The sequence below is a fragment of the Methylobacterium sp. WSM2598 genome, assembly GCF_000379105.1.
Lineage (GTDB): Bacteria > Pseudomonadota > Alphaproteobacteria > Rhizobiales > Beijerinckiaceae > Methylobacterium.
In genome coordinates this window covers 2,508,887-2,527,558 of sequence record NZ_KB900609.1, presented here as the reverse complement: position 1 = coordinate 2,527,558, position 18,672 = coordinate 2,508,887, and the positions used below count along the sequence as shown (strand labels likewise).

21 protein-coding genes, 1 tRNA gene and 1 pseudogene are annotated in these 18,672 nt (G+C 67.1%); 14 read left to right on the top strand and 9 right to left on the bottom strand.

The genetic code is table 11. From position 1 onward, the window contains the following. Nucleotides 1-33 precede the first annotated feature (33 nt). Genes MET2598_RS0111865 through MET2598_RS0111850 form a run of 4 tightly spaced genes read left to right on the top strand, consistent with a single transcriptional unit; the run spans nt 34 to nt 2,556 of the window. Nucleotides 34-297 (top strand): hypothetical protein, encoded by a 264-nt coding sequence (locus tag MET2598_RS0111865; RefSeq protein ID WP_012334724.1) that lies wholly within the window; start codon nt 34-36, stop codon nt 295-297. Further along, entirely contained in the window at nt 294-1,055 is a 762-nt protein-coding gene (locus MET2598_RS0111860; protein ID WP_012334723.1) for an ABC transporter ATP-binding protein, read from the top strand. The genes MET2598_RS0111865 and MET2598_RS0111860 overlap by 4 nt, the downstream gene beginning before the upstream one ends. Then, complete coding sequence (locus MET2598_RS0111855) at nt 1,052-1,924, top strand: ABC transporter permease (protein WP_012334722.1); 873 nt, start codon at nt 1,052-1,054, stop codon at nt 1,922-1,924. The genes MET2598_RS0111860 and MET2598_RS0111855 overlap by 4 nt, the downstream gene beginning before the upstream one ends. 23 nt (nt 1,925-1,947) lie before the next feature. After that, complete coding sequence (locus tag MET2598_RS0111850; RefSeq protein WP_018260976.1) at nt 1,948-2,556, top strand: hypothetical protein; 609 nt, start codon at nt 1,948-1,950, stop codon at nt 2,554-2,556. A gap of 68 nt (nt 2,557-2,624) precedes the next feature. Here MET2598_RS0111850 and MET2598_RS0111845 read toward each other — a convergent pair whose 3' ends face one another. Next, entirely contained in the window at nt 2,625-3,428 is an 804-nt protein-coding gene (locus MET2598_RS0111845; RefSeq protein ID WP_018260975.1) for a pentapeptide repeat-containing protein, read from the bottom strand. Nucleotides 3,429-3,681: 253 nt separating this feature from the next. Between MET2598_RS0111845 and MET2598_RS0111840 the strand changes: the two genes are divergently transcribed. Further along, entirely contained in the window at nt 3,682-4,029 is a 348-nt protein-coding gene (locus tag MET2598_RS0111840) for a hypothetical protein (RefSeq protein ID WP_018260974.1), read from the top strand. 62 nt (nt 4,030-4,091) lie between these two features. Here the strand turns inward: MET2598_RS0111840 and MET2598_RS0111835 are convergent, their stop codons facing one another. Both MET2598_RS0111835 and MET2598_RS0111830 read right to left on the bottom strand, forming a co-directional pair. Further along, on the bottom strand, nt 4,092-4,343 hold the full coding sequence (locus MET2598_RS0111835; protein WP_012334718.1) for a hypothetical protein: 252 nt from the start codon (nt 4,341-4,343) through the stop codon (nt 4,092-4,094). A gap of 531 nt (nt 4,344-4,874) precedes the next feature. Next, nucleotides 4,875-6,308: an FAD-binding oxidoreductase gene (locus MET2598_RS0111830; RefSeq protein ID WP_018260973.1), complete on the bottom strand. Its 1,434-nt coding sequence runs from the start codon at nt 6,306-6,308 to the stop codon at nt 4,875-4,877. A 183-nt stretch (nt 6,309-6,491) separates the two neighbouring features. Between MET2598_RS0111830 and MET2598_RS0111825 the strand changes: the two genes are divergently transcribed. The 5 genes and pseudogenes from MET2598_RS0111825 to MET2598_RS43550 all read left to right on the top strand — a co-directional run. After that, the gene (locus tag MET2598_RS0111825; RefSeq protein ID WP_012334716.1) at nt 6,492-7,190 is read left to right on the top strand and encodes a fumarylacetoacetate hydrolase family protein; all 699 of its coding nucleotides are present in this window, start codon (nt 6,492-6,494) and stop codon (nt 7,188-7,190) included. Nucleotides 7,191-7,195: 5 nt separating this feature from the next. Then, entirely contained in the window at nt 7,196-7,666 is a 471-nt protein-coding gene (locus MET2598_RS0111820) for an NUDIX domain-containing protein (protein ID WP_012334715.1), read from the top strand. A gap of 97 nt (nt 7,667-7,763) precedes the next feature. Beyond that, nucleotides 7,764-7,838: transfer RNA gene (locus MET2598_RS0111815), tRNA-Gly, on the top strand. A gap of 735 nt (nt 7,839-8,573) precedes the next feature. Then, nucleotides 8,574-8,996 carry a hypothetical protein gene (locus MET2598_RS43735; RefSeq protein ID WP_157182135.1) on the top strand — a complete coding sequence of 141 codons (423 nt, stop codon included), beginning with the start codon at nt 8,574-8,576 and terminating at the stop codon, nt 8,994-8,996. Nucleotides 8,997-9,066: 70 nt separating this feature from the next. Further along, nucleotides 9,067-9,723, top strand: a pseudogene (locus MET2598_RS43550) (AraC family transcriptional regulator); the annotation flags it as partial. A gap of 39 nt (nt 9,724-9,762) precedes the next feature. On the opposite strand, the gene yddG reads toward MET2598_RS43550, so the two are convergent. The 6 genes from yddG to MET2598_RS0111780 all read right to left on the bottom strand — a co-directional run bounded on the left by yddG (nt 9,763) and on the right by MET2598_RS0111780 (nt 15,154). After that, nucleotides 9,763-10,665 carry an aromatic amino acid exporter YddG gene (gene yddG / locus MET2598_RS0111805; protein WP_026190674.1) on the bottom strand — a complete coding sequence of 301 codons (903 nt, stop codon included), beginning with the start codon at nt 10,663-10,665 and terminating at the stop codon, nt 9,763-9,765. A gap of 14 nt (nt 10,666-10,679) precedes the next feature. Beyond that, the gene (locus MET2598_RS0111800; RefSeq protein WP_026190673.1) at nt 10,680-12,539 is read right to left on the bottom strand and encodes a B12-binding domain-containing radical SAM protein; all 1,860 of its coding nucleotides are present in this window, start codon (nt 12,537-12,539) and stop codon (nt 10,680-10,682) included. Further along, a complete protein-coding gene (locus MET2598_RS0111795; protein ID WP_018260969.1) occupies nt 12,532-13,053 on the bottom strand; it encodes a hypothetical protein in 522 nt (173 codons plus the stop codon). Before MET2598_RS0111795 ends, MET2598_RS0111800 begins: the two co-directional genes overlap by 8 nt. A gap of 440 nt (nt 13,054-13,493) precedes the next feature. After that, on the bottom strand, nt 13,494-13,835 hold the full coding sequence (locus MET2598_RS0111790) for a DUF6616 family protein (RefSeq protein WP_018260968.1): 342 nt from the start codon (nt 13,833-13,835) through the stop codon (nt 13,494-13,496). Between the two features lie 21 nt (nt 13,836-13,856). Then, nucleotides 13,857-14,633: a DNA alkylation repair protein gene (locus tag MET2598_RS0111785; RefSeq protein ID WP_026190672.1), complete on the bottom strand. Its 777-nt coding sequence runs from the start codon at nt 14,631-14,633 to the stop codon at nt 13,857-13,859. A gap of 11 nt (nt 14,634-14,644) precedes the next feature. Continuing rightward, complete coding sequence (locus MET2598_RS0111780; RefSeq protein ID WP_012334708.1) at nt 14,645-15,154, bottom strand: MarR family winged helix-turn-helix transcriptional regulator; 510 nt, start codon at nt 15,152-15,154, stop codon at nt 14,645-14,647. Nucleotides 15,155-15,459: 305 nt separating this feature from the next. Between MET2598_RS0111780 and MET2598_RS0111775 the strand changes: the two genes are divergently transcribed. The 4 genes from MET2598_RS0111775 (at nt 15,460) to MET2598_RS41025 (ending at nt 18,636) form a co-directional block, all read left to right on the top strand. Further along, nucleotides 15,460-15,693, top strand: coding sequence for a hypothetical protein (locus MET2598_RS0111775; RefSeq protein WP_012334707.1), 234 nt, complete (start codon nt 15,460-15,462; stop codon nt 15,691-15,693). A gap of 372 nt (nt 15,694-16,065) precedes the next feature. Continuing rightward, entirely contained in the window at nt 16,066-16,731 is a 666-nt protein-coding gene (locus tag MET2598_RS0111770) for a Crp/Fnr family transcriptional regulator (RefSeq protein WP_012334706.1), read from the top strand. A gap of 114 nt (nt 16,732-16,845) precedes the next feature. Beyond that, nucleotides 16,846-18,249: an undecaprenyl-phosphate glucose phosphotransferase gene (locus tag MET2598_RS0111765; RefSeq protein WP_020493650.1), complete on the top strand. Its 1,404-nt coding sequence runs from the start codon at nt 16,846-16,848 to the stop codon at nt 18,247-18,249. Between the two features lie 243 nt (nt 18,250-18,492). Then, nucleotides 18,493-18,636, top strand: a complete 144-nt coding sequence (locus tag MET2598_RS41025; protein WP_012334704.1) for a hypothetical protein — start codon at nt 18,493-18,495, stop codon at nt 18,634-18,636. The last annotated feature ends 36 nt before the right edge of the window (nt 18,637-18,672 follow it).

Here is an 18,672-nt window from a genome sequence, read left to right as displayed (position 1 = left end):
TCATCCCCCGACCGAGGAGGAAACCGGACCCCCATGCGCGCCACCCTGTGTCTGATCGCCGGCCTCGCGGGCGGCCTCGCGGGCGGCCTCGCGGCCGCGCCGGCGAGGGCCGACGACGCGGCCTCCTGCCGCGACGGCATCGCGATGATCAAGGCCGAACTGGCCAAGTCGCCGGCCGAGCCGCTCCAGCGCAGCCTCAGGAAGGCCCTGCGCACGGCCGAGCGCGAGCTGGGCGAGGGCGAGTTCGACGAGTGCATGGACGCGGTTCGGGACGCCGGCAAGGCCCTCGGCCGATGAGCGCCGCCTCGCCCGAGCCGGCGCCGGCGCTCGCCGTCGAGCGCGTCAGTCACCGCTTCGGCAGCCGCGCGGCCCTCGACGACGTCTCCCTGCAGGTGCCGAGGGGGCAGTTCGTCGCCCTGCTCGGCCCCAACGGCGCCGGCAAGACCACCCTGTTCTCGGTGGTCACCCGGCTCTACACCAACCAGGAGGGGGCGGTGGCGATCTTCGGGCACGACCTGCGCCGGGAGCCCTCGCGGGCCCTGGCGCGGCTCGGCGTCGTGTTCCAGGCCCGCACCCTCGACACCGACCTCACCGTCCGCCAGAACCTGCTCTACCACGCGGCGCTCCACGGCATCGCCCGCCGGGCCGCCGAGGCGCGCATCGCCGCCCTGCTCGCCCGCGTCGGCCTGATCGACCGGCGCGACGACAAGATCCGCACCCTCTCGGGCGGCCAGTCGCGGCGCATCGAGATCGCCCGCGCCCTGATCCACGCCCCCGACCTCCTGCTCCTCGACGAGCCCACCGTCGGCCTCGACCTGGAGGCCCGCTCCGACATCGTCGCCATCGTGCGGGCGCTGGTGCGGGAGGAGGGGCTCTCGGTGCTCTGGGCCACCCACATCTTCGACGAGGTCGAGCCGCAGGACCGGGTGGTGGTCCTGCACCGGGGCCGGATCGTCGCCCGCGGGCTCGCGGGCGCGCTCAGCGAGCCCTCCGGCTCCCTCGAAACCTCCTTCCGCCAGATCGTGGCGGAGCCCGGCCGGAGGCAGGTCGCATGAGTTCCGCTCCCGCCCTCCCGGCGCCCGACAAGGCGGCGTCCCGCGGCCGCCTCGACGCAACCGGCTACCTGATCTGCTTCCTGGGCATCACGCGCCGGGAGTTGCTGCGCTTCTTCAACCAGAAGGAGCGGTTCTTCTCGGCCCTGGTGCGCCCGCTGGTCTGGCTCTTCATCTTCGCGGCGGGGTTCCGCAACACGCTCGGCCTGTCGATCACGCCGCCCTACCAGACCTACGTGCTCTACGAGGTCTACGTGGTGCCGGGCCTCGCGGCGATGATCCAGCTCTTCAACGGCATGCAATCCTCGCTGTCGATGGTCTACGACCGCGAGGTCGGCTCGATGCGGGTGCTGCTCACCAGCCCGTATCCGCGCTGGAGCCTGCTCTTCGCCAAGCTCGCGGCGGGCGTGGCGGTCTCGATCATCCAGGCCTACGTCTTCCTCGCCGTCGCGGCCTTCTGGGAGACCGACATCCCCTGGACCGGCTACCTCGCGGCGCTGCCGGCCTTCGTGGCCTCGGGGCTGATGCTCGGCGCGATCGGGCTCTTCCTCTCCTCGCTGGTGCGCCAGCTCGAGAACTTCGCCAGCGTGATGAACTTCGTGATCTTCCCGATGTTCTTCGCCTCCTCGGCCCTCTACCCGCTCTGGCGGGTGAACGAGTCGAGCGCGACGCTGTACTGGATCTGCGAGGCCAACCCCTTCACCCACGCGGTGGAACTGGTGCGCTTCGCCCTCTACGGCGCCTTCGAGCCGGTCGCCTGCGCGGTGGTGCTCGGCACCGGCCTCCTCTTCTTCATCCTCGCGGTGATCGCCTACGACCCCGGCCGCGGCCTCCTCGCCCGGCGCGGCGGCCCGGCGGGCGACGCCGCCTGACACGGACGGGATCCCTCGTGACGATGCTCCGCACCCTCGCCCTCGCCGCCCTCGCCGCCGCCTGGTCCGCCGCCGCCCTCGCGCAGCCGAAGCCCGATCCCGAATGGCCCTGCCCGCAGCGCAAGGTGCCGACCCTCGGCTTCGGCGCGGTCTGGACCGGGCCCGACCCGACCCAGGCCCTGCAGGATTGGGGCCGCGACCGCGAGGCGGCGCAGCTCGCCCAGAAGCTCGCCTCGCGCAAGACGCCCCTCGACGAGGTCGATCCCCTCCTGGCCGAGTTCGCCGAGAAGGCCGGGCCGGACAAGGCCGAGCGCCTGACCCGCGTCTTCGCCGGCGTGTTCGACGTCATCAACGGCGAGCGCGGCAAGGTGGTGGCCGGCATCGGCCGCTACGCCCGCGGTCAGCGGGTCATGGCCGAGCGCATCCGCGACGAGGCCGGCCAGATCAGCGAGATCAAGACCTCGCCGGACGTCAAGGAGACGAAGGAGCTCAGCGAGCTGGAGACCCGCTTCAACTGGGACAAGCGGATCTTCCAGGAGCGCAGCCAGTCGCTGACCTACGTCTGCGAGGTGCCCACGCTGCTGGAGCAGCGGCTGGGCGAGATCGCCCGCAAGATCCAGGCGAAGCTCTGAGGCCGGCTCGCCCGCCGGGGCTCCAAGGGTCCCCTCTCGGTCCGCTCTCGGTCCCGCGCCCGGTCCTCTCAGTCCCGGACCGCCCGGTCGCCGTTCACGAGATGGTCGAGGCCGCGCGCCGCCTGCGCGCCGTCGAGGCGCACGAGCTTCGCCCCGGTGACGTCGGCCCCGGTCAGGGTGGCGCCGGCGATCCGCGCGCCGGTGAGATCCGCCCCGGAGAGGTCGGCCCCCGTCAGGTCGGCCTTCGACAGCTCGGCCCCGGTCAGGCTCGCGAAGTCGAGCTTGCCCCGAGACAGGTCGGCCCCCGCGAGGTCCGCGCGGTCGAGCTTGGCCGAGACCAGCACGGCCCGGATCAGCCCCATCGACTGGTTGCGCATGTCGGCGCCGCCGCGCACCCCGCGCAGGCGCGCGCCCGTGAGGTCGGCCCCGGTGAGGTCGCCGACGATCCGCGCCCCCGACAGGTCGGCTCCCGAAAGGATCGCCCCGCGGCCCTGCAGGGCGAACAGGCTCGCGCCGGCGAGCCGCGCACCGGAGAGATCCGCCTCCAGCGCCCAGGCCTGATCGAGCACGGCCCCGGAGAGGTCGCTGCCCCGCAGCTTGGTCCGGTTCAGCCGGGCGAGGCGCAGGTTGGCCCCGCGCAGGTCGAGGCCGGACAGGTCGAGTCCCGAGAGCCGCCGGCCCGAGAGGTCGAGGGGCCGCCCGCCCGACGCCGCGATCATGGCCTCTACGGCCTCGCGGCTGGTCTCGGGCTGCGCCATGTCGGGAGAGGTGAGATCGACGTGCCGCATCATGTCCTGCGCCGCCGCGGGCCGGAGCAGGGCTGCCGCCAGCGCGGCCGCGGCGACCGCGACGATGGGGTGCCGCATGCGCATGCGCGTCCTCCCGGATGCGAGCTCTCGCCGGCCCGCCGCGCATCTGGGCCGGGACCTGCATCCACGACAAGGCTCGCCCGTCCCCGCGCCCGCATTCTCACGCCCTTGTGACCGCTGCGGGGAGACGCCGTGGCCCCGGCTAACCCTTTGCTCGAACTGCGAACCCTGTGCCCCGCTCGGGGGTTGGTGAAGTCCTCGCGCCGAATCTGCCGAAAAGGCCGACCGGCAATCGCCTTGACAGGAGACCCCACCCATGCGCATGACCATCGCCGTGACGAGCGTCCTCGTCGCGCTGTCCGGCACCGCGCCGGCCTTCGCGACGTCCTGTGCCGAGCAGATCGCCACCATCGAGCGGCGACTCGACAGCGCGGGCGCGGCCTCCGTCACGGGAAGCACCGGCACGCAGACCGGCTCGCCCCGTGCACTTCCGACGCCGCCCGGCGGTCAGCCGAGCGATCCCGGCGTCAAGCCCGATCCGCAGAAGATCGCGCAGGCCCGTGCCCTGATCGCGAAGGCGCGCGAGCAGGACAAGGCCGGCAAGGCCGATGCCTGTGAGGACACGATGACTCAGGCGAAGACGCTGATCGGGGCGCTGCCCTGATCCGCGGAGACGCCCGCGTCGGATGAGTGGCGGATGACTTGGAGTCCGGCCCGATCCGGATCCTAGGGTGCCCGCGACGCCACGGAGTCGGTCGGCGCCAGTGAGGCCGTCCGGCGCCGCTCGCAGGACACCTTCAGATAGTTGGTGTCGCGGTCGACGAGGTTGCTGCGCGCGGCCAGCGTCTCGCCCTGCATCATGCAGGCGACGGGCGAGGGCGCGGGCGCGATCACCACGTCGAGTGCCGTGTCGCGCGAGCAATCCGGTCCTGCGAGCGTCTTGGCGCAGATCAGCGCCACCGTCAGAAAATCGGCCATACCACCTCCACCGGCCAATCCGCGGTCACGCAACCGGCGGCCCCCGGGCCGGACGAAAGCCCGCCGTACTGAACGGTGGTGAGGCGAGGAATGTGCCATTCCCGGCTAACGGAATTCCTTTGCGACCTTATGCTGCACCGCAGCAACGGCGGCCGCGCGCGGGCGGCCAGCGCGGCGCCGGCGCGGAGGGGGTGGGCCCGGGCAATCGGCCGATGGGCCGGGATGAGGCGCCGCGGAGGCAGTCTCGGGCCCGCGACGTCGGTCCTTCGCGGTGAATCTCGCCTCGGCGGTCTGCCTGCCCCTGGGATCCGGGGGCGGCGGATGATCGGCGGGTGCCGCCGCGAGGCAGCCGGCGCCGCCCGCGCCCGCTACACTTCACCGCATCTCAGAAAATCTGAATGTTGGGCGCGGAAAATCTTTCGGGGTGCAGCGGGAGCCCGCCGCGAGGCGCGGCGCGCAACGCTCGGCCGCGGCGGATCTGCCTGAGGAACGGGCAGTGCGGCGGATCGGCCGGGAGAGGAGCGCGGCCGCTCAGGGCTCCGGGGCTGCCTCCGGAACGGGCACGACCTTGCCGGGATTGAGGATGCCGTCCGGGTCGAGGGCGGCCTTCAGGCGCCGCATCAGGTCGAGGGCGACCGGGTCCTTGTAGCGCAGGAGTTCGTCGCGCTTGAGCCGGCCGACTCCGTGCTCCGCCGCGATCGAACCGCGCATGGCATGCACGAGATCGTGCACGATCCGGTTGAAGCGGGGCCACAGGGCCAGGAAGTCCGGCGCCGCCATGCCGACCGGCTGCGTCAGGTTGAAGTGGATGTTGCCGTCGCCGAGATGGCCGAAGGCGCAGACCCGCACGCCGGGCAGTTCCGCCTCGCAGGCCGCGCTCGCCCGTTCGAGGAAGTCCGGGACGCGCGAGACCGGCACCGAGACGTCGTGCTTGATCGAGGCCCCCTCCCGCCGCTGGACCTCGGACAGGCTCTCGCGCAGGTGCCACAGGGCCCGGCCCTGCGCCGTGCTGCGGGCCAGGGCCGCGTCCTCGGCGAGTCCCTCCTCCAGCGCCGCGGCGAGCAGCGCCTCCAGCGCCGCGTCCGCGTCGGGCGTCGCGGAGGAGAGCTCGACGAGCGCGTAGGCCTCGTGGTCGCCGCCGAGCGGCCGCACCGCGCCGGGGGCGTGCCGCAGCACGATCTCCAGGCCGAAGCGCGGGACGTACTCGAAGGCGGTGAGGCGCCCGCCCGCCCGTTGGCGCAGCTGCGTGAGCAGGGCCAGCGCCGCGCGGGCCGAGGCCAGCCCCACGAAGGCCGTCGCCGTGGAGTCCGGCCGCGGCGAGAGTTTCAGCACCGCGGCCGTGATGATGCCGAGCGTGCCCTCCGAGCCGACGAAGAGGTGCTTGAGGTCGTAGCCGGCATTGTCCTTGCGCAGGGCCGTGAGCCCGTTCCAGACGCGCCCGTCCGCCAGCACGACTTCGAGCCCGAGCACGAGGTCGCGTGCGTTGCCGTAGGCGAGCACCGCCGTGCCGCCCGCATTGGTGGAGAGGTTGCCGCCGATCCGGCAGGAGCCCTCCGAGGCGAGGGAGAGCGGGAACAGCAGGCCCTCCGCCTCGGCCGCCGCCTGGACCTGGGCGAGGATGCAGCCCGCCTCGGCCGTGAGCGTGGCGTTCTCCCGGTCGATCTCCCGGATGCGGTCGAGGCGGGCGAGCGAGATCACGATCCCGCCCTCCGGCACGCCGCCGCCCACGAGGCCGGTATTGCCCCCCTGCGCCACCACCGGCACCCGGGCGGCGGCGCAGGCCCGCACCGCGAAGGCGACCGCCTCGGTGTCGGCCGGTCGCACCACGGCGAGCGCCGCGCCCCGATAGAGGCCGCGGGTTTCCGCGAGGTGCGGGGCGATCGCATCGGCGTCCGTGATCACCTGGGCGGCGCCGAGGCGTCCGCGCAGGGCGTCGAGGAGGTCGGCGTGGGGGGAGTGGGGCATCGCGGTCAGAGGGTGAGGCGCCAGGATGGCGTCCCGCGGGGGCGGCCTCTAGATAGCGTGTCGGCCCGGGCCTCCCAAGTGGCCCCGGCCTCCCAAGTGGCCCGGGCCTCCCAAGTGGCCCGGGCTTGCCAAGTGGCCCGGGCTTGCCAAGTCGTTGGCCCGGCTTCTCCGAGATCGAGGCTCATGCTCTCCGTCATCCCCAATCCCCCGCGCACGGCCCTTCCCATCGAGGGGACGGACGACCTCTTCCCGGTGCGGCGCGTCTACTGCGTCGGCCGCAACTACGCCGCCCATGCCCGCGAGATGGGCGCCGACCCGACCCGCGAGCCGCCCTTCTTCTTCATGAAACCGGCCGACGCGCTGCAGGTCGTCCCGGACGGCGAGACCGTCGAGCATCCCTACCCGCCCAAGACTGCCAACTACCATTTCGAGGTGGAGCTCGTGGTGGCCCTCGGCCGCGGCGGGCGCGACATCCCGGTCGAATCGGCCCTCGACCACGTCTACGGCTACGCGGTCGGCCTCGACATGACGCGCCGGGACCTCCAGGACGAGGCCAAGAGCCTGCGCCGGCCCTGGGAGCTCGGCAAGGCCGCCGACGCTTCGGGGCCGGTCGGTCTGCTGCGCCCGGCCTCCGCGATCGGGCATCCGGCGCGCGGCGCGATCACGCTCACCGTCGACGGCGCGCTGCGCCAGTCGGGCGACCTCTCCGACATGATCTGGTCGGTGCCCGAGCAGATCGCCTACCTGTCCGCCTACTTCGCCCTGGAGCCCGGCGACGTGATCTTCGCCGGCACGCCGGAGGGGGTCGGTCCGGTCCTGCGCGGCCAGACCATGGAGGCCCGCATCGCGGGCGTCGGCGCCATCCGCCTCAAGGTGGTCTGAGTCGGATGGCGACGCGCACGCAGCGCCTGCTCGCGCGGGGCGCCCACCTGGTCTGGCGCGTCTCGCGGGGCATGACCCTCGGCGTGCGCGGCGCCGCCATCGACCGGGAGGGTCGGGTCTGCCTGATCCGGCACACCTACCTGGACGGCTGGCACCTGCCCGGCGGCGGCGTCGAGCCCGGCGAGACCGCGCTCGACGCCCTGGCGCGGGAGTTCCGCGAGGAGGCCGAAATCGAGATCGACCCCGGCGCCGCCCGGTTGCACGGGGTCTTCTTCAACAGCCGGGTCTCGCGCCGCGACCACGTCGTCCTCTACGTCGCGCCGGTCTTCGCGGTGCGCGGGCCCAAGCGACCCGACCGCGAGATCGCCGAGGCGGGGTTCTTCCCCCTCGGGGCGCTCCCGGCCGGGACGAGCCCGGCGACCCGGGCGCGCCTCGACGAGATCGCCCACGGCCGCCCCCCCGCGCCGCTCTGGTAGCCGGCGCGAAAAAAGCGGCGCAGCACCCCTTGCGCCGCCGGCCGGAATGGTGTTTATCCCGGCCATCGGCAGCGGCGCAGCGCCAACGCCGAAGAGAGCGGGTGTAGCTCAGGGGTAGAGCACAACCTTGCCAAGGTTGGGGTCGAGGGTTCGAATCCCTTCGCCCGCTCCAAAATATACTTCCTACAGTGATCGACGGCTTTCGTAAGCTGGGTCAATGCTGAGACAATGCCGGCGCGGCTGCGCCTTGTCTCCATATTGCCTGCGACGCCATGCGTGTCCCCGGCGGTACCTGGACCGCGGCGGTGGCACGTTCGCGTCCGTCCGAAGGCCGACATGCCGAGCCGCCCTGCCGCCGTTGCGAACCGGTGCATGGAGACCAGGGCGGGCTTTGGATACGGACCGGGCGAAGCCGGGCCTCGCCGACCATGCAAGATCGAGATGCGCCGACCGCGAGGGGGGATGGGCATGAGCCCGACCTGACCGACGCGTCGTGCTCGGCTGTGGGCCGCCAGGGGCGGCCGCGAACCCTCCTGACCGGTCGCAAGGCGCGCGTCCTGAAAATAGGCCGCATCGCGAACCAGATCCGCGGCTCGTCCTGCCCGATGAGGAAAGTCGCGGACGCGCCGGGCGCCCCCCATCTCGCCGAGAGGCGCGAGGGCAGATCGAAGCCGCGCGGACCCTGCCGCAAGGCCGAGTTCAGGGCGTCCGCCCGCCCTTCGCAGGCCTGTGACTCAGCGGCCGACCGATGGCTGTCGCCGGATCGCAGCCCTCCTCGAGCGCGAACGACGGGTCGGCGATCGGCCCGTCGTCACCGCCGAAAGGGCTCACCGCATCACCGGCAACACTGCCATGGAGCGGGGGGAGCATGCGCCGGTCCGCGAGAGCCGCATTCGCGATGGCGAGGATGGCGATGCGCTCGACCCGGCGCTGGTGCTCCGATGGGCGGGAGTTTGCCCGCCGGGATGGCGACATCATCCGCCTCGCCCCCGTGACGGACGTCTTCGACCGTGAGGTCGCCGGGTGGATGCGGGAAGCCGCCGGGAAGCGGTTCGCCGCGACCCGCACTCGCCGAGCCGCCGAGCACCTCTCCGACAATGGCGCTGCCTTGACCGCAAGGGGCACGGGGCTGTTCGCTCAGGCGCCTGACCTGACGCCCTGCTTCGCGCCGGTTGCCAGCCGGAGCGGCCCGTACGAGGCCTTCCTCAGAACTCTCAAGCGCCGCTCCACCCGATGTCGCGGCGTCCGGACGCCGGAACCGCGCCGCGGCTCAGCGCTGGACGGATCGAGAATTGCATCGAAGCCCATCCACGATCCGCGCTCGAAATGACGTCTCCAAGGCACCTCATCAGAGCAAAAGCGATCGAGCCGATCTGCCCGATAAAACGCGGAGAATTCCCATGCTGACACGGGACATTGTAGGCAATTTCCGCAGCTACGGACGGCAGAGTCAGACGCATGTGCATGGCTACATTCAGGCTGTTCTGCCTGTGTCCGGTGAGATGGAGATGAGCGCCGGAGGAGAAAGCAATCGATTGACTCCCTCGAAAGCGATCATCCTGGGCCCTGGAACCGAGCACAAATTTCAGAGCACGAGAAATGGCATCTTTCTGGTCATCAATATTCAGGCCGATGCGGCAGTTTGTGCCGACAAAAAGAGCGGTGGATTTGTCATAGGCGAAATCACGCCATCGCATCAAAGATTGATGAAGTTCCTCGCGGAGGAGTCTTTTCGGGCTCCCGGTGAGCTGTTCAAGTGTGCGTCCCTCTTCACGGCCATCATTGAGCTAATAAAGCAGAGTTCGCCGCGAGATTTTCCGATGCTGGAAGGCGGAAAACACTGGAATTTCGGCATATCGGAGACCGTGCAGGCGGCTGCGAGGAAGAACGGGATGTCAGAGGCGACGTTCCGCCGTGCGATCAGACGATCCTTCGGTGATTCACCGAAGCGGCTGCAAATGGAGGAAAGGCTTAGTCATGCGGAGCATCTTCTCATTTCATCGGATCGGCCCGTTTCCTCGGTCGCATTGGAGGTCGGCTTCAAAAGCCCGTCGTCGTTCACGAATGCGTTTCGCCGACGACACGGTGCCACGCCGTCAGATTTCAGAGCGGCCCGGCGGCTTGCGTCTCAGCATGCTGACACGCGCGGCGACTACGGCGCCGGAGGTGATCAGGAGCGCCGCGAGGACGAGCGTGACGGACAACGCGGCCTTGCCCAAACAGATAAGGATGAATGTTGAAAGCAGCGGTGCCGCATACGAAACGGTTCCAAGCAATTGGATATCTCCGTGCTTCACTCCGACGTCCCAAAAGTAGAACGCGGTACCGACCGGGCCGACCCCGAGCATGAAGATCGCTGCCCAGCCGAGATACGTGGTTGGAAAGACGGTTGCTTCTACGAAAAAATGGAGAAGCCAAGACGCAGCAGCGGTGACGAGGCAGAAAACAAAAACACTTTCGGTCGGTATATCACCAAACCGCCGCGACACGACGGAGTAGCTCGACCACGTGAGGGCGCAGGCAGCGGCCAGTGCGAAGCCGGTGAGGTAGGTGTCCGAGAAATCGAGCGATTGGTTGGCGATGATGAGGGCCGCGCCGCAAAAGCTGAGGAGGGCGCCCACCACATGGCCGATCCGGAAACGCTCGTTCGGCAGCAGGCTGGAAAAAAGAACGATGAGGAGCGGCCAGAGATAGGCGATCAGGCTCGCTTCCGCGGCCGGGGCCAGCCGCAAAGCGTAGAAGTAGAGAACGTGGTACCCGAACAGACCCAGCGCGCCGAAAACATAAACAGGCCATTTGATCAGACCGAGAGCTGAGAGATGACCTCGCCAAAGAGTCCAGCCAAATCCGATCAAGCCGCCAATGGTGAAGCACACGCTATTGAGCAAAAGTGGAGGGGTTGGCGTCGCCCCAATGGTCAATGCAGCCAAAGATGACCACAGAACAACCGCCAAAGAGCCGACGATTGTTGCGCGTGTGCGGTGTGTCAGCGATTTCATCTTGCGCACCGCAGTCAAGCCGCCCTGTTGATGCGCCGCGAGATAGGATCGCTGTGTGAAATGGGCCATGTGCCTGTCTGCAGGATGGTCCTGTAGCTTTCCATGCCGTTGACTTCGACGAGCGAGCGCACGCGAAGCAGGTTCAATTCATCCTTGGTCCACTCGCCGTTCGGTGCATCGTTCATCGTCGCGAACTCGTGCGAGTAGCCTTCATCCGTATTCGTGGTCGCGTAGGGCCGCAATGTCGGAAAATGCGGCGCGCCGGGAAGTGGCGTGAAGATGAAAGGGTTCATGTAGGACGCACCCGCCGCCATCAGGAACCGGCCATATTCGAACGTCCTTTCGATGTCTTCCCGTGTCTCCACGTAGAGCTTGCGACCGGCGGTAGGATTCACGAATCCGAACATCAAGCCGCCCGTGGCGTGGATCGCATTGTCGTACAAGATATTGAGGACGCGCTGTGTATAGTATTCGATTGTGTTGATCGGCGGCTTGTTGGCGGTTCCAAGCGCCTCGAGGTTGCTGCTTTCAACGGCAAGGTAGAGGCTGTAGCATCCGCTCTCACGCATTCGTTTCACCATGCGGTCGAGGGTGAGACCCGACCTCTTCGCTCTCAAGAGAGGCTCGAAGAGTTTCTCGCGACCGGTCTTCGCGAGGATGAAGTCCTCACTCACTTCCGGCAGCAGCGCAATCAACGAAAATAACGCGACGCCGCCCTCCTCAAACCAAGGCAATTTGTATTTCTCCAGAAGATCGCAGACCTTCAACGCCCATTCGGGATCGTGGAACAAATGGTCGTCTTCGACGATGAACTCAGTAATGCCAATCTCGACCAATTTGGCGAGGTACTTGTCGAAGGACACCTCGTTCATCTTGAGCCACCCTCCCTGGACTCGCGGGATCGTGCAGAACGTGCAGCGCACGTCGCACCCGATCGTCGTAAAGCCGTAGGTGAGGTGGCCATGATCGACCTGGCGCTTGCCGCCTGAGTGGAAGGGGCTGTCATAGAGGCTGAAATCGACCAAAGAATAATCCGGCTGTGAAAATAGGTCCATGGTCGGCAGAAATCCGCGAGGGCGCGTCTGGACGATTGCTCCGCCGCGGCGGAACACGATCCCTGCGACGTCCTCGATCGCGGAGTTCTTGCGGAGCGCCTCGAGCAGTTCGACAAATGTCACATCACCTTGCTGAGTGACGACGTAGTCTGCCGGGCAATCGCGCAACGCGTCTTCCGGCAAGCCAGACACATGCGTTCCACCCATGATCACGATGATGTCTTCGTCGATACCTTTGACCAGGTCAGCGAGGGCACGATTGTTGCCCCACTGGTGGCTGTAGTCGCAAGATATTCCGACGATGTGCGGCTCGAACTCCTTTATAGTCCTGCTCATCGCATCATTATTGATTCCGTAGCTCCAGATTTCGCTGCCTTCCGAAGATGTAAACGCGTGGCGCTCGTTATTCCATCCTTGATATGCTCCATCAACGATCTTGACGGCATATCCCTGTGCTTTTGCCTGTGTGCCCACGCGCAGCAGGCCCATGGGGACGCCTGCATGTTTCATCTCTTCTATGTAGGTGATGCCCTCGGCTTGCAGATCCCGCACCAGCTTGAGGTCTCTGCTCAGATGCGGCCCCCCCTTCTTGACCAGATTGTCCGCGACGACGTCGAGGGGGCGCCTGATCCGCGTATAGTGCGGGATCAGCAGCAGGATTCTGGCCTTCGCGGCCGCCGTCGGATCCGCTTTGACACGCAGCTCCGAAATCGAGTCGGGGAGTTCGCCGCCCGTGAGTTTGCGCCCGAGCTCACTTTGCAGCGATGGCCGGTTGGTGTCAGGGCGTAACGATATCCCGTCGGTCAGAAATTTAAGCACGGGCCATTCTCCATCCGACAGACTGCGTGAGTTCTTCGAAAAACGCTGATTCAAATAGGGAGGCCTTGTCATAGCCTTGCTGAGAGGCAGCGCATGGGAAGACATCGACCTTTCTGGATACGATCGGTACGGCGCCGCATCTCAGGAGATTGGCGATGGTCTTGGTCAAGTTGACCAACGATAATTGCTGCTGCCCGCTAGGATCGACGATGATTTGCGCCGCGAGGAAGTTTGACAGTTCGAGGCATCTGTGCAGCTCGGCGAGGGCAACCGTCTGTGCGACGGCCGCGATCGCGCAAGAGGCAGCCGTGCCGACATGACGGGAATCCGTATTGGCGGAGTGAGCCAGATGCAGCGCGATGATCGCGTGGTGGCCGCTGTCACGTACCTCCCGGACACGTCCCATGATCGGGCGGAAGTTCATGACTTCGTCGCCAAGGGCGTCCTGAATGTCGTATAAGACATCGATCACGCGGACGGTGCGTTTCACCTGCACGACGAAGCCCTTCGGCAAGGACGGTCGGTTCCAGGGCACCCTAGCAAGCAGGCTTGTCTTCAACTTTGAAAATGTGTTTCAAAAAACGTCAAACGCTTTACATCTCGGGCATGAAGCCGGCGCGAGCATCGGCTGCATGAAGTGGAAGTGCATGTCTGGGTTCACGCCGCGGTCGCGGGCGATGCTGCCGGAGCAGCGATGCGATCCGGCAGGCTCATTCAGGCCGACCAGTGACATCAATGCAGTCGGCCATAGTCATGCAGGGTCCGATGCCAACCTCCCGGAATGCCGGGGCATCGGACCGTCGCCCCTCTCAAGGTTTCGACACGAGCAAATCGCTTGATGAGAATCCGGAACGGAACCAGCGATCATGACGATTGATCGTTGCTATGGGAAGCGCCGGTGATGGATTTGGTGACGCGCCGCGAAGCGATCGCCGTTGCGTCGGAGGATCTGGCCTATGCGAGGTCGCCGAGTTGCGAGAGATGGTCGATGAGACCGACTCCTTCACCGCAGGCATTGATCGTATCGAAATAGTCGTGCCAACCCGATTGGGCGATGCCGGACACGAGCGCTTCGAGCGCGGCCTCGTCCCGGCAGCGCCACACGGCGTAGAAGCCGTGGGAAGCGGGATGCCGTTGGGAGGGATCGACCCTGCCGAAGGTCATCGGCTCGACGCCAGCTTTGGACAACAGCGGCATGGCGGAATCGATGGCGGAGAGGAAGTGTTCTCGTTCGTCCTGAGAAAGGGCGAGCCACGCCGGCTTGGCTGTGTAGAGTTCGATGAGATAATGAGACACGTTCTGCCTCCTCCGAGAGGATCACTGGTCGGGATGCAGCGAGCGGAGCGCGCGCCGGCAAAGATTCAGGGTGTCCGGGGTCGGGTTCTCGGCAGTCCAGCGGGCACATAACTCCCGCACCCAATCCGGACGGTCCTTGCTGGCATCGTTGAGCCAATTGCCGACCGAGTCTCGCACGTAGCTGGATCGATCGGTCCTGAGCGGCTCGAGAATGGCGAGCCCCAATTCGGGGCGGTGGCGCAGCGCCCCGATATGGCTGCACCAGACACCGCGCGGCCGCGTCGCTTCCGACGCGAACCGGCGAAGATTGGGGGATGGAGCCCCCGTCCAGTCCGCCAGGAGGGCAACGGCCCGCTCCAATTCGGCCGCGATATGCGGGCGAAGCGCCATCCAGGCCCATTCGCGAACGCCGAAATGCGGATCGTCGGCAAAGGGCCGGATCGCGTCGAGGCGGTCTGCGAGGTCGGTTGCCCCGGGCAGGCCGATCATGAAACAGCACCAGCCGCGCACCGTGTCGGACGCGTGCGTGCCGAGGTCATCGAGACCTGAAGGACCGAGATGGTCCGCGATCAAGCGGGCAGCGAGCGGCATTCGTCTTGAAATGCCGGTTGCCGCTGCCTGCCTCATTCCGGTGAGGGCGTCGCTGCCGATCGTGGGCAGCACGTGCCCCATGAGAGCTGCGAAGTCGACCGCGAGGCATTCGGTGAGCGTCCTCGCTGCCGCACCCGTATTGAGTTGCGCCAGTCGATCGGCAGGAATGTCCGTGACCTTTCGCCCTGCGGGCTTGGCCTTGCGCACCTCCACACCTCCTAGCTGTCTCGCGGCTCGGTGGCGGCATCGACGTTTTTCCAGATACGCTGGAGGAGCATGGTGAGCGCCTCGCGGTCGGCGGCCGTGAACCCGGCGAACAGTGAGGCTATCCACGCGCTGTGTTGATCGAAGAGCTCGTGGGTGATCTCCCGTCCGGCCCCCGTCAGCACGACCGCGATCTTGCGGCGGTCGTCGAGACCGGAGCGCCGCGCGACGAATCCGTCACGCTCAAGACCATCGAGAAGACCGGTGATCGTTGCCCGCGTTACGCCGGCTCTCGCCGCCAACTCGTGCGGCGACAGTCCGTCGGGTTGGCTGCGGAGAAGAAACAGCAGGACGAACTTACCTTCGGACAGGCGAAAAGGTGCGAGGCGGCTGGCGCAATCCCTGTCGATCGCATCGGCCAGCGCCAGCAGTTCGAAACAGGAGCGCATGTTGTCCGTCCCGGCAATGGACCGCCGCTCCGCCTCCTTGAGCAACGCGAGGTGCTTCCGCTCCAACCGTTTCATATGGCACCATATAATATGGCACCTAACCATCGTCAAGCGACGCGACACCCTTCGGGCGCGCCCCGTGACGCCTCCGCTGACGGTCCGTGCCCATCTGCTTTCCCTTCACCCTGCCGGGCGGAAGCCACGGCGATCTCGGAAAGCAGATCGGCGCGCCCGGCCGACGGCGCTCAAACAGGCTCCCAGCGGAGCACGACGACGGAGCAATCGCGGCCGATGCATCGCGACGGTCCTGCCTCCATTTTCTCGCCATCGAGTGCGGAGAGAGTGCGCGCACGCGATGAGTTCGGTCGAGTAGGTCAGGGATGGACGTCGGAGAGCAGCGTGAGCGCGCCCACCACGCGTGGGAATTCGCGCTTCAGCACCTCGTGAGCAAAGGCTGCGACGAGATCGTGGCGCTCGAGACCATGGGCGAGGTGGCATTCAGGAGCTACGTCGACCGGCACGGCTCGGCGGCCACGGCGAATTACCTCCGCCTGCTCGCCGAACAGGTCGAGCATGCCGACCGCGAATTCGCCGCGGCCCTGCTGCGGGGGTGAGCCTCGCCCGGCCGGCGATCCGGCGCCGGGACGCGGGCCCGGCGCGGTGCCGATCGCCGCGCGAGTCGACCGTTAACGGGATGTTAACTGGTCAACGCGACCATGGTCCGGCGAGTCGCGCCCTCGCCCCGGGACGGGCCCGGGGCCCGCGCCCGGCCGACCGCGTCCCCGCTCCCTCCGGTCCGGGGGGACGGCGCCGCGGATCGGATCCCGGTCCGGCGCGCAGAGGCCTTCCGCATAGATTTTAAGCCACTTGGCCTATGCCATCGCGGCTACACGTTTCGCAGTGTGCGGCTAGAGCATCAGCACGGGTTTTTTTCCCAACCTCCGCGTGCAAGCCTTGACTCAATCCTGAGATGACGAGGCTGAGGAATGAGCGCTCTCGCGACGACCGAGTCGGCTTGGTCAAAATCCATCCCGCTGCATCACACCGACATTCCCAGAACTTCCGCACTGATCCAACCGCACTCGAGGGGATCACTGATCCCGCGCGGCCGCGCGTTGTTCTGGGAGGGCGATACGCAGGCCCACAAGATCGAGATCGTCGAGGGTGTCGTGCGCGCCGTTCGGCTGTTCGACAACGGGAACCGGCAGATCCTGGCCTTCTTCTGGTCCGGCGACGTGGTGATGCCGTCGCAGGCCGATTGCCAGCACTTCACCGCGGAGGCCGTCACCAACTGCCGCGTCCGTCTCTCCGCGGTCTCGAACATCTGTCAGAGCGGCGAGCGGTGCGGCGTCCACCAGGTTCTCGCCGAGACATTGTCGCTGGTCTCGCAGATCAGCCAGAAGAGCGGCATGGCCCGCATCACCTCCTTCCTCCTGACGATACGCAAGCACCTGCCCAGGGATCCCAAGCTGCCGTCCGCGCAGCGGCTGCTGATCTCGCGGGCCGACATCGCCGACCACGTCGGCACGTCCCTCGAAACCGTCTGCCGCACCTTGGCGGAGCTGAAAGCGCGCAACCTGATCGACATGCCGAACCGCAAGACGATCCGGTTCCTCGACCTGCCGGGCCTCCATCACATCGCCGGGGATTGATGGGTGATCGCCTGCAGGCCTTGAGGATATTGGGTTGGGACGATGAACATCACGCGACGTTTGATCCTCGCCGACGAGTTGCCGCGCTACAAGCAAGGAGAAGACGCAGAGCCCGTGAGCGTTCCCGGCTCGCTCGGGGTTCTCTCGCCGATCATCGCCCTCGTCGACATCGTCTTCATCGTGACTCTGGGCACCATCTGCTTGTCGGCACTGAACGGGCGCGACTTGTCAGTCGCGTCGAATTGGAGCCACTGCGCGACGTCGAGCGCTGCCCTGGCGGTCACCTACTCGATCTTCGGGCAGACCTCGAACTTGTACGCGGCCCCGAACCTGCTGAAGCTCAGGTGGCAGATCCAGCAATCGTTGGCGACCTGGGTCGCCAGCTTCCTGTTCCTGTCCTTGCTCGTGTATTTTCTCAGGGTGGGGACGTGGCTCACCTACGGCGAGTTGCTGGCGGTGTTCGCCTTCGGCGGAGTCGGGGTCGTCGCGTCGAAGCTGTCGGCGGTCAAACTCTGCCGCCACGTCACCGAGCAGCGGGCCCTGAGTTCGTACCGGGTCATCATATCGGATTACTCGCTGGAGGCCGCGAGCCATCCCTATCTCCAGCAGATCAACAAGTACGAGTACACGACGCCCAAGCATTTCGTTCTTCTCGACGCCCAGGATCCGGATGCCGGGCTCGATCGGGCGCGAGATGTCCTCAAGGACGTCGTAGATTTCGTGCGGGCGCACGATGTCGAGGAAATCCTGTTGGTGATACCCTGGAACAGATCCGAATTGATCTTCGAAGTCCAGGGTCAGCTGCAGGTTCTTCCGGTCTCGGTCAAGCTCGCGCCGGATATGCGGGCCAATCAAGTGCTCTCCCACCCCGCGTTCAATTTCGGGCCGATCAGGGCGATCGAGCTTCAGCGGGCGCCCCTGAGCGTCACCGAGCAATGCGCGAAGAACCTCATGGATCGCGTCCTGGCGGCGGCCGGCCTGTTCTTCCTGGCGCCGCTGATGGCGATCGTGGCGCTCGCGATCCGGCTCGAGTCGAAGGGCCCGGTCCTGTTCAGGCAGACCCGCACCGGGTTCAACGGCCGGCCGTTCACGATCTTCAAGTTCAGAACGATGACCACCTGCGACAACGGCGCGGTGATCGTCCAGGCCACCAGGGGCGACCGGCGCGTCACGGCGCTGGGACGATGGCTGCGCAAGTCGAGCATCGACGAGCTGCCGCAGCTCCTCAACGTCCTGCGCGGCGAGATGTCGATCGTCGGGCCGCGCCCGCACGCCCTCGCGCACGACAACGAGTACAACCGCCTCATCGCGAGCTACGCGGCGCGGCACAAGATGAAGCCCGGCATCACCGGCTGGGCGCAGGTCAACGGCCTGCGGGGCGAGACGCCCGAGCTCAGGATGATGAAGCAGCGGGTCGACAGCGATCTCTGGTACATCGAATCTTGGTCGATCTGGCTGGATATCCGCATCATCCTGCTGACGGTCCTGCGGGTTCTCAAGTCTGAGAGCGCCTACTGAGCAACTCCTTGCCGAATGGGTCGTCGGTCCGGCCGCGGCTTTGATGCGCGCTGGAGAAGCCGGCCGGCATTTCCGTGCGCTCCCGCGCGGAGAGCGCGCCGGAAAGGAACCGGATCCGCGCGGGACGGGGCCGGATCCCGTCCTGAGGCGACCCCGAGGCCGACCGCCTCGGTGCCGCGTGCTCATCCGCGTCCGCAACGCCGCGCCAAACTTCGCGGCGCGGCGCGCACAAGGGAGGCTGCCGTGCCTGAACAACCGATCGGACATGATCTGCTATGGTCGAAGCTGGTGGTCATCATCCTGGCCTTCGCCGCCAGCTCGGTCGTCGGCTGGACGCTGCTCTGGCTATGGGCATTGGTGAACGTCCTGCGCCGGTTGCTGAGCTAGCGCCGCGGCGGCGGTGCCGCGGCTGCGCGCGGACCT

Excerpts from the sequence above, each read along its gene's own strand:
- MET2598_RS0111865 (WP_012334724.1), top strand. The coding sequence starts at position 34 with ATGCGCGCCACCCTGTGTCTGATCGCCGGCCTCGCGGGCGGCCTCGCG.
- MET2598_RS0111860 (WP_012334723.1), top strand. The coding sequence starts at position 294 with ATGAGCGCCGCCTCGCCCGAGCCGGCGCCGGCGCTCGCCGTCGAGCGC.
- MET2598_RS0111855 (WP_012334722.1), top strand. The coding sequence starts at position 1,052 with ATGAGTTCCGCTCCCGCCCTCCCGGCGCCCGACAAGGCGGCGTCCCGC.
- MET2598_RS0111850 (WP_018260976.1), top strand. The coding sequence starts at position 1,948 with ATGCTCCGCACCCTCGCCCTCGCCGCCCTCGCCGCCGCCTGGTCCGCC.
- MET2598_RS0111845 (WP_018260975.1), bottom strand. The coding sequence starts at position 3,428 with ATGCGCATGCGGCACCCCATCGTCGCGGTCGCCGCGGCCGCGCTGGCG.
- MET2598_RS0111840 (WP_018260974.1), top strand. The coding sequence starts at position 3,682 with ATGCGCATGACCATCGCCGTGACGAGCGTCCTCGTCGCGCTGTCCGGC.
- MET2598_RS0111835 (WP_012334718.1), bottom strand. The coding sequence starts at position 4,343 with ATGGCCGATTTTCTGACGGTGGCGCTGATCTGCGCCAAGACGCTCGCA.
- MET2598_RS0111830 (WP_018260973.1), bottom strand. The coding sequence starts at position 6,308 with ATGCCCCACTCCCCCCACGCCGACCTCCTCGACGCCCTGCGCGGACGC.
- MET2598_RS0111825 (WP_012334716.1), top strand. The coding sequence starts at position 6,492 with ATGCTCTCCGTCATCCCCAATCCCCCGCGCACGGCCCTTCCCATCGAG.
- MET2598_RS0111820 (WP_012334715.1), top strand. The coding sequence starts at position 7,196 with ATGGCGACGCGCACGCAGCGCCTGCTCGCGCGGGGCGCCCACCTGGTC.
- MET2598_RS43735 (WP_157182135.1), top strand. The coding sequence starts at position 8,574 with ATGGCGATGCGCTCGACCCGGCGCTGGTGCTCCGATGGGCGGGAGTTT.
- yddG (WP_026190674.1), bottom strand. The coding sequence starts at position 10,665 with ATGAAATCGCTGACACACCGCACACGCGCAACAATCGTCGGCTCTTTG.
- MET2598_RS0111780 (WP_012334708.1), bottom strand. The coding sequence starts at position 15,154 with ATGAAACGGTTGGAGCGGAAGCACCTCGCGTTGCTCAAGGAGGCGGAG.
- MET2598_RS0111775 (WP_012334707.1), top strand. The coding sequence starts at position 15,460 with ATGGACGTCGGAGAGCAGCGTGAGCGCGCCCACCACGCGTGGGAATTC.
- MET2598_RS0111770 (WP_012334706.1), top strand. The coding sequence starts at position 16,066 with ATGAGCGCTCTCGCGACGACCGAGTCGGCTTGGTCAAAATCCATCCCG.